The 6,891-nt window shown below is 67.5% G+C and carries 6 protein-coding genes and 1 pseudogene; 4 read left to right on the forward strand and 3 right to left on the reverse strand.

Annotated elements, in window-relative coordinates:
- Together JMF90_RS40080 and JMF90_RS17420 are read right to left on the reverse strand one after the other, a co-directional pair.
- A pseudogene (locus tag JMF90_RS40080) lies at positions 1-262 on the reverse strand (alkanesulfonate monooxygenase); the annotation flags it as partial.
- Positions 213-1,181 (reverse strand): ABC transporter substrate-binding protein, encoded by a 969-nt coding sequence (locus JMF90_RS17420; RefSeq protein WP_011694746.1) that lies wholly within the window; start codon positions 1,179-1,181, stop codon positions 213-215. The pseudogene JMF90_RS40080 and the gene JMF90_RS17420, both read right to left, overlap by 50 nt.
- 266 nt (positions 1,182-1,447) lie before the next feature.
- Here JMF90_RS17420 and JMF90_RS17425 point away from each other — a divergent pair, with 266 nt between their 5' ends.
- From JMF90_RS17425 to JMF90_RS17435, 3 genes are all read left to right on the forward strand, one after another.
- A complete protein-coding gene (locus JMF90_RS17425) occupies positions 1,448-2,365 on the forward strand; it encodes a serine aminopeptidase domain-containing protein (RefSeq protein ID WP_011547664.1) in 918 nt (305 codons plus the stop codon).
- The gene (locus JMF90_RS17430) at positions 2,362-2,793 is read left to right on the forward strand and encodes a MarR family winged helix-turn-helix transcriptional regulator (protein WP_011547663.1); all 432 of its coding nucleotides are present in this window, start codon (positions 2,362-2,364) and stop codon (positions 2,791-2,793) included. Before JMF90_RS17425 ends, JMF90_RS17430 begins: the two co-directional genes overlap by 4 nt.
- A gap of 454 nt (positions 2,794-3,247) precedes the next feature.
- On the forward strand, positions 3,248-4,693 hold the full coding sequence (locus JMF90_RS17435) for a sialidase family protein (RefSeq protein ID WP_011547662.1): 1,446 nt from the start codon (positions 3,248-3,250) through the stop codon (positions 4,691-4,693).
- A gap of 70 nt (positions 4,694-4,763) precedes the next feature.
- Here JMF90_RS17435 and adhP read toward each other — a convergent pair whose 3' ends face one another.
- Entirely contained in the window at positions 4,764-5,792 is a 1,029-nt protein-coding gene (gene adhP, locus JMF90_RS17440; RefSeq protein ID WP_011547661.1) for an alcohol dehydrogenase AdhP, read from the reverse strand.
- A 416-nt stretch (positions 5,793-6,208) separates the two neighbouring features.
- Here adhP and JMF90_RS17445 point away from each other — a divergent pair.
- A partial coding sequence (locus JMF90_RS17445; protein ID WP_201325261.1) for a TonB-dependent receptor plug domain-containing protein occupies positions 6,209-6,891 on the forward strand: 683 nt, incomplete at its 3' end.

Here is a 6,891-nt window from a genome sequence, read left to right on the forward strand (position 1 = left end):
TGAAATGGCCGATCAGGATCTGGTCGAAGCCGGCGGCCTCGTGCGCCTGCGCGAAGCGGCGCACGTAGTCGGGCTGGACGGCCGCGCCGCCCGGCACGTCGACCTCTGCGCCGGGCGTCGCGGTGATCATGCCGATGATGTCGACTGGCATGTCGGGATGTCCTCGGGTATGTCGATCGGGAATCGCGGGAATCGTGTAGCGGGCCGCACGGTCACTGCGCGGCGGCGGTCTTCTGCGCAGGCGCCGCGAACGCGCCCGCATACGAGCGGTCGAGCAGCTTCGACGTGTCGTACGCGGCCGGAATCACGCCGGACTTGTGCAGGAAGTCGGCCGTATTCTGTGCATCCTTCGCGGCCGTCTCGTCGACCGGGCCGACGCGCTGCCGGGCATTGTTGAGCCAGCGATACGCGACGTCGGGTTCGAGATTCGCGCGTTTCGCCCACAGGTCCGCGTACTCGCGCGGATGGCTGTCGACCCACTGGCGCGCGACCACCACACGCCGCAGGAAATCGGTGATCTCGGCGCGCTTGCCCGCTGCGGCCTGCTCGTTCGCGGCGACGAAGCTCAGCGCCGGCATCAGCCCCTGCGCGGTCGTCACGGGCCGCGCGCCCTGCCGCAATGCGAGCGTGCTGACGAACGGCTCCCACAGCGACACCGCGTCGACCGAGCCGTTCGCGAGCGCGTTGGTCGCGTCGATCGGCATCAGGTACGCGTACTTCACCGAATCGGCGCGCAGCCCCGCGTGTTCGAGCGCACGCAGCACGAGCTGCTGGCTCCACGCGCCGCGCCATACCGCGATGGTCTTGCCCTGCAGGTCGGCCACGGTGCGCACCGGCGAGTTCTTCGGCACGAGGATCGCGACGCCGTCGAGGCTCTGCCGCGACACCGCGACGACCTTGACCGGCGCGCCGCGCGCGGCCAGCGTGAGCAGCGCGGAATCGCCGAGGAAGCCGAGGTCGATCGCGTTGCCGTTCAGGCTTTCGGCCACCGGCGCGGCGGCCTGGAAGTGCTTCCACTCGATCGTGTAAGGCAGGTCCTTCAGCGCGCCGGACGCCTCCATCGACGCCTGGATGTTGAAGTAGTTCTGTTCACCGACACGCAGCGTGACGGTGTCTTTGGCGATGCCCGGCTGCGCGGCGAGCGCCAGCAAGAGCGCCGTGACGATTCGGCTCAGCAACATGATCTCCCGGAAGGTTTGTCCGCCGTGCGAAACCGCCGGCGCAACGGATGGAACCGGTGAAGATACGTCGATCCACTTCATGACACAAACGCAATATTCTTCTATACAAAGATGCAAATATTTTATGACTCGCTCGCGTGCGTGCACTGCTCGTCGTCTGCCGACGCCTCTCGAAGTTCGAAGGGTTCCTCGACAGATATTTCGTGCACGAAATAAATTACGAACTATATTTCGCATACGAAATAACTGCCCGAGCGAGGACGCCCATGAGCTCCGAACCCATCGAATTTTCCGCCGCCGACGGCTACGTGCTGCACGGCACGCTGTGGTCGCCGGACGCGGCGCCGCGCGCGCTGATCCTGATCCATCCGGCGACGGCCGTGCCCGAGCGGCTGTATGCGGGCTTCGCGCGCTTCCTGACCGAACGCGGTTTCGCGGCGTTGACCTACAACTATCGCGGCATCGGCGCCTCGCGGCCGGCGCGTTTGGGCGCGCTGCAGGCCCGCATGCGCGACTGGATGGAGCTCGACGTGGGCGCCGCGACCGCGTGGGCCCGGCACGCGTATGAAGGGCTGCCGTTGCTGGCCGTCGGCCACAGCGTCGGCGGTCACGCGATCGGGCTGTCCGGCGCGACGACGCATCTGCGCGCGGCCGTGCTGGTCGCCGCGCATGCGGGCAGCACGCGGCTGATCGCGCAGGCGGCCGAACGCCTGAAGGTGCGGCTGATCCTGCGCGTGCTCGGCCCGCTGACGTCCGCGTTGCTCGGCTACGTGCCCGGCAAGCGACTCGGGCTCGGCGAGGATCTGCCGGCCGGCGTGTTCCGCGAATGGAGCCGCTGGACGACGCTGCCTCACTACTTCTTTGACGATCCGACGCTCGGCGCGGCCGAACGCTTCTCGAAGCAGCAGTTGCCGATCCTCGCGCTCGGCTTCGACGACGATCCGTGGGCGAACCCGGCCGCGATCGGCCTGCTGGTAAGCTATCTGACCCGCGCGAAGGTCGAACGCCGCCAGATCGATCCGCGCGCGGCGGGCAGCGGCCCGGTCGGGCACATGGGCTTCTTTCGGAGCCGGCCCGGCACCGTGCTGTGGCCCGACGTCGCCGACTGGCTCGCGCAGGCGCTCGACACGCCGCGCACCGCGGGCCGTCCCTCCCTTTCCATTGCAGCCGGGAACCCAGCTTGAGCGAAGACCGACGACTGTTTTTCATGTTGAACATCGGCCAGCGACGCGTGCAGCGCTGGATCGACCGCAAGGCCGAAACCGAAACGCGCGCGAGCGCCGCGCAGGCCGGCGTGCTGTTCTGTCTCGCGAAGCAGGACGGCGCGCTGATCGGCGAAGTCGGCGCCGCATTGCAACTGGCGCCGTCCGCGATGACGGGGCTCGCCGACCGAATGGCGAAGGCTGGCCTCATCACGCGTCATGCCGATTCGGACGACGGCCGCGCGACGCGGTTGTACCTGACCGACGCAGGCCACGCGGCACTCAAGCGTGCGCGCGTGCTGCTGCGCGAACTCAACGGCAAGCTGTGCGACGGGTTTTCCGACGCCGAACTCGACGTCGTCTCGCGCTGGCTGCACACGTTGCAGGAGCGCTTTCCGGCGGAGCGCTGAGCAGCGCATCACGCGCTCACGGTCGGCGCGTGCCGACATCAATCGCAAGCGATTGCGATTCGCGTTTTCGATTCGATTTTCATGCCGCCCAACGGCAAATCTTGCATGCCGGACGCCTGCTTCCGGCAACGCTTTCCGGCTACGTCCTGTTACAAAAAACCGCCTGTTGCGCGGCATTCGAATCGCCTACATTGCAATCCACTTCGACACATTCGTCGCATGCCCGGACTGGCGTTCCCGTCGGGTCGACATCGCAGACACACCCGACAAGCATTGAAAACGAAGAGGAGTCTTAACCGAAGCGCTGGCGGCATCCAGCGCACGCGGATCGCGATGACTGAAGCGGCATGCTGAACGGCACGTCACGACGTGCGCGGCACGATTCGCCGCGCCCCGGCTCGCGTCGTCTCGTCGTGCCCCGCCATCGCATCCGCCCCTCACCGAGGAGTCGTCCATGCGACGCATGATCGTGTCCCATCCGCTTGTCACCCGCCTGTCCGCCGCGATGGCGCTGGCCGCCGCTGCCGTGGCGCACGCCGAACCCGTCGTCGTGTCGGGCCCGAGCCCGTTCGCCGCGTGCACCATCGGCGGCCCGGGCACCAACTACGTGAATGCAGAAGTCGAACCGTGGCTCGCGGTCAACCCGGCGAACCCGAACAACATGATCGGCGTGTGGCAGCAGGATCGCTGGTCGAACGGCGGCGCCCACGGGCTCGTCGCCGGCTACACGTTCGATGCGGGCGCAACCTGGGCGCGCACGCCGCAGCCGTTCAGCGCGTGCGCGCCGGGCGGGCTGAAATACGAGCGCGCGTCCGATCCGTGGGTCTCCTTCGGGCCGGACGGCACCGCGTACTCGGTATCGATCTCGTTCAACCAGTCGAACAACGCCAACGCGGTCGGCGCGTCGGTCTCGACCGACGGTGGGCAAACGTGGAGCAGCCCGGCCGTGCTGATCGCGAACGACGAACCGACGACGCAGTTCTTCAACGACAAGGAATCGGTGACCGCCAACCCGGTGAAGGCCGGCACCGCCTACGCGGTATGGGACCGTCTCGAGCTGCCGAACGGCAACCCGTACGCGAACCTGCACACGAAGGCGTACCGCGGGCCGACGCTGTTCTCGAAGACGATCGACGGCGGCAAGACGTGGAGCGCCGCGAAGGTGATCGTCGACGTGCCGTCGCGCCAGCAGACGATCGGCAACCAGATCGTCGTCGATCCGAAGAGCGGCACGCTCTACGATTTCTTCGACCTGATCCAGCCGCCGTTCAGCAAGGCGGCCGGCAAGGTCGCCTTCATCAAGTCGACCGACGACGGCGCGACGTGGACCAAGCCGCAAGTCATCGCGGGACTGCAGACGGTCGGCGTCACGGACCCGAACACCGGCGAACCCGTGCGCACCGGCGACATCATTCCGGAACCCGCGATCGATCCCGCATCCGGGCAGCTCTACGTCGTGTGGCAGGACAGCCGCTTCAACGGCGGCGCGTACGACGAGATCGCGCTATCGACGTCGAAGGATGGCGGCGCGAGCTGGAGCACGCCGCAACAGGTGAATACGCCGACCGGGCGCCCCGCGTTCAATCCGTCGGTGCGCGTCGACAACACGGGCGCGGTGATGGTCACGCACTACGACTTCCGCGACCTGCAGGCCGGCAACACGACGACGCTGCCGACCGGCTTCTGGCGCAAGATCTCGCATGACGGCGGCGCCACGTTCGCCGACGAGCGACGCGTCGGCGGCCCGTTCGACATGAAGCTCGCGCCCAACGCCGAAGGGTTCTTCATCGGCGACTACCAGGGGCTCGACGTTCTCCCGTCGTCCTCGTTCCATCCGTTCTTCGTGCAGACCAACGCGGGCAACCTGACGAACCGCACCGACGTGTTCTTCGCGCCGTAACGCGCGCCTGGCCGCCTCGCCGCCGCTCCGACGCCATGCGTCGCGCGGCGGCGGGCGCAGGTCCAGCGCATCAATGCATGTCGGTCAGCACGATGCGCCCGTCGACCTTCCCTTCCCGCAGCTTCGCGAAGATGTCGTTGATGTTGCCGAGCCGGTCGCGGTGGATATGCGCGCGCACCAGGCCGTCCGCCGCGAAATCGAGCGATTCCTGCAGATCGCGCCGCGTGCCGACGATCGACCCGCGCACGGTGATGCCGTTCAGCACGGTCGAGAAGATCGGCAGCGGGAAATCGCCCGGCGGCAAACCATTGAGCGCCACCGTGCCGCCGCGCCGGACCATCCCGAGCGCCTGCGCGAACGCGCTGCGCGATACCGCCGTGACGAGCACGCCGTGCGCGCCGCCGATTTCCTTCTGGATCACTTTCGCGGGGTCGTCGATCGACGCATCGATCGTCAGATGGGCGCCCAGTTGCCGCGCCAGCGCGAGCTTGTCGGGAGAAATGTCGATGGCCGCGACGTGCAGGCCCATCGCACGCGCATACTGCACGGCCACGTGCCCGAGGCCGCCGATGCCGGAAATCGCGAGCCACTGGCCCGGGCGCGTGTCGGTGACCCGAATGCCCTTGTAGACCGTGACACCCGCGCACAGGATCGGCGCGATCTCGTCGAACGCCACCTGCGCGGGCAACTGGCCGACGTAATCGGGATCGGCCAGCACGTATTCCGCGTAGCTGCCGTTCACCGAATAACCGGTGTTCTGCTGCCCATGGCACAGCGTTTCCCAGCCCGTGCAGCAGTACTCGCAATGGCCGCAGGCCGTATAGAGCCACGGCACGCCGACGCGATCGCCCTCGCGCACGTGCGTGACGCCCGCGCCGACCGCCGCGACGATCCCCACGCCTTCGTGGCCCGGGATGAACGGCAGCGACGGCTTGACGGGCCAGTCGCCGTCGGCCGCGTGCAGATCGGTATGGCAGACACCCGACGCCTTGATGTTGACGAGAATCTGGCCGGGCCCCGGTGCGGGGATCGGGACTTCCTCGATGCGCAACGGCTCGCCGAACGCGTGTACCACGGCCGCTTTCATGGTCTGGGTCATGCGTTGCTCCTGTCTGGTCGATGAGCGACCCAGTATCCGGTTTCGGCATCGGAGCACGTTGATACGCGTCAACGCATCGGAACGGATGCAGCGGTCAACGCGGCTTCGCCACGATCGGCATCGTTCGACGCGAAAGCTCGAGCCGTCGATTACAGACCGCTCCGCCGCTCGCGCCACCCTTTCACCGTTGCGACAGAAACCCGACGAGATCCTGTCGTCCGGCTTGGATTTTGACATGATATAACATATCATTTCGCGTGCTCGTCCACCGGATGCCGTTCCAACCAGGTGGCCGCGCCTTGCCGAGCCATGTTCCAACGGGTCACTGCGCGTCAGTTACGCAACAATATATCGTATCTAACAGTGACCCGCATCGCTCGTTATCCGATCATCCGATTCCAACCGATTCACCGACCATGCGCGACCTCCCTCGCTTACCGCTTCGCCCGCTCTCGTCCCTGTCGCTGATGCTGTGCGCCGCCGTCGCCCATGCGCAGACCGATGCGCCCGCCGCGTCCGGCACGCCTGCCGCCGCACCCGCACCGCTCGCGCCGATCTTCGTGACCGCGAACCCGCTCGGCGACACCGAACTGATCGCACCGACCGTCCAGCTTTCCGGCGACGCGCTGACGCGCCGCCAGGCCGATTCGCTCGGCGAAACGCTCAACGGGCTGCCCGGCGTGTCGACCACCACCTACGGGCCGATGGTCGGCCGCCCGATCATCCGCGGGATGGACGGCGACCGGATCCGGCTGCTGCAGAACGGCGTCGCAGCGTATGACGCGTCGTCGCTGTCGTACGATCACGCGGTGCCGCAGGACCCGCTGTCGATCGAGCGCGTCGAGATCGTGCGCGGCCCGGCCGCGCTGCTGTACGGCGGCAACGCGGTGGGCGGCGTGGTCAACACGATCGACAACCGGATTCCGCGCGAAGCGATCGAAGGCATGACGGGCGCGCTCGACGCCCGCTACGGCGGCGCGAATTCCGTGCGCGCCGGCGCCGCGCAGGTCGAAGGCGGCAACGGCCGCTTCGCGTTCCACGTCGACGCGTTCGATCGCGAAACCAGCAAGCTGCGGATTCCCGGCTATGCGCGCAGCAG

It is taken from the genome of Burkholderia sp. E168m23 (assembly GCF_016586125.1).
GTDB lineage: Bacteria > Pseudomonadota > Gammaproteobacteria > Burkholderiales > Burkholderiaceae > Burkholderia > Burkholderia orbicola.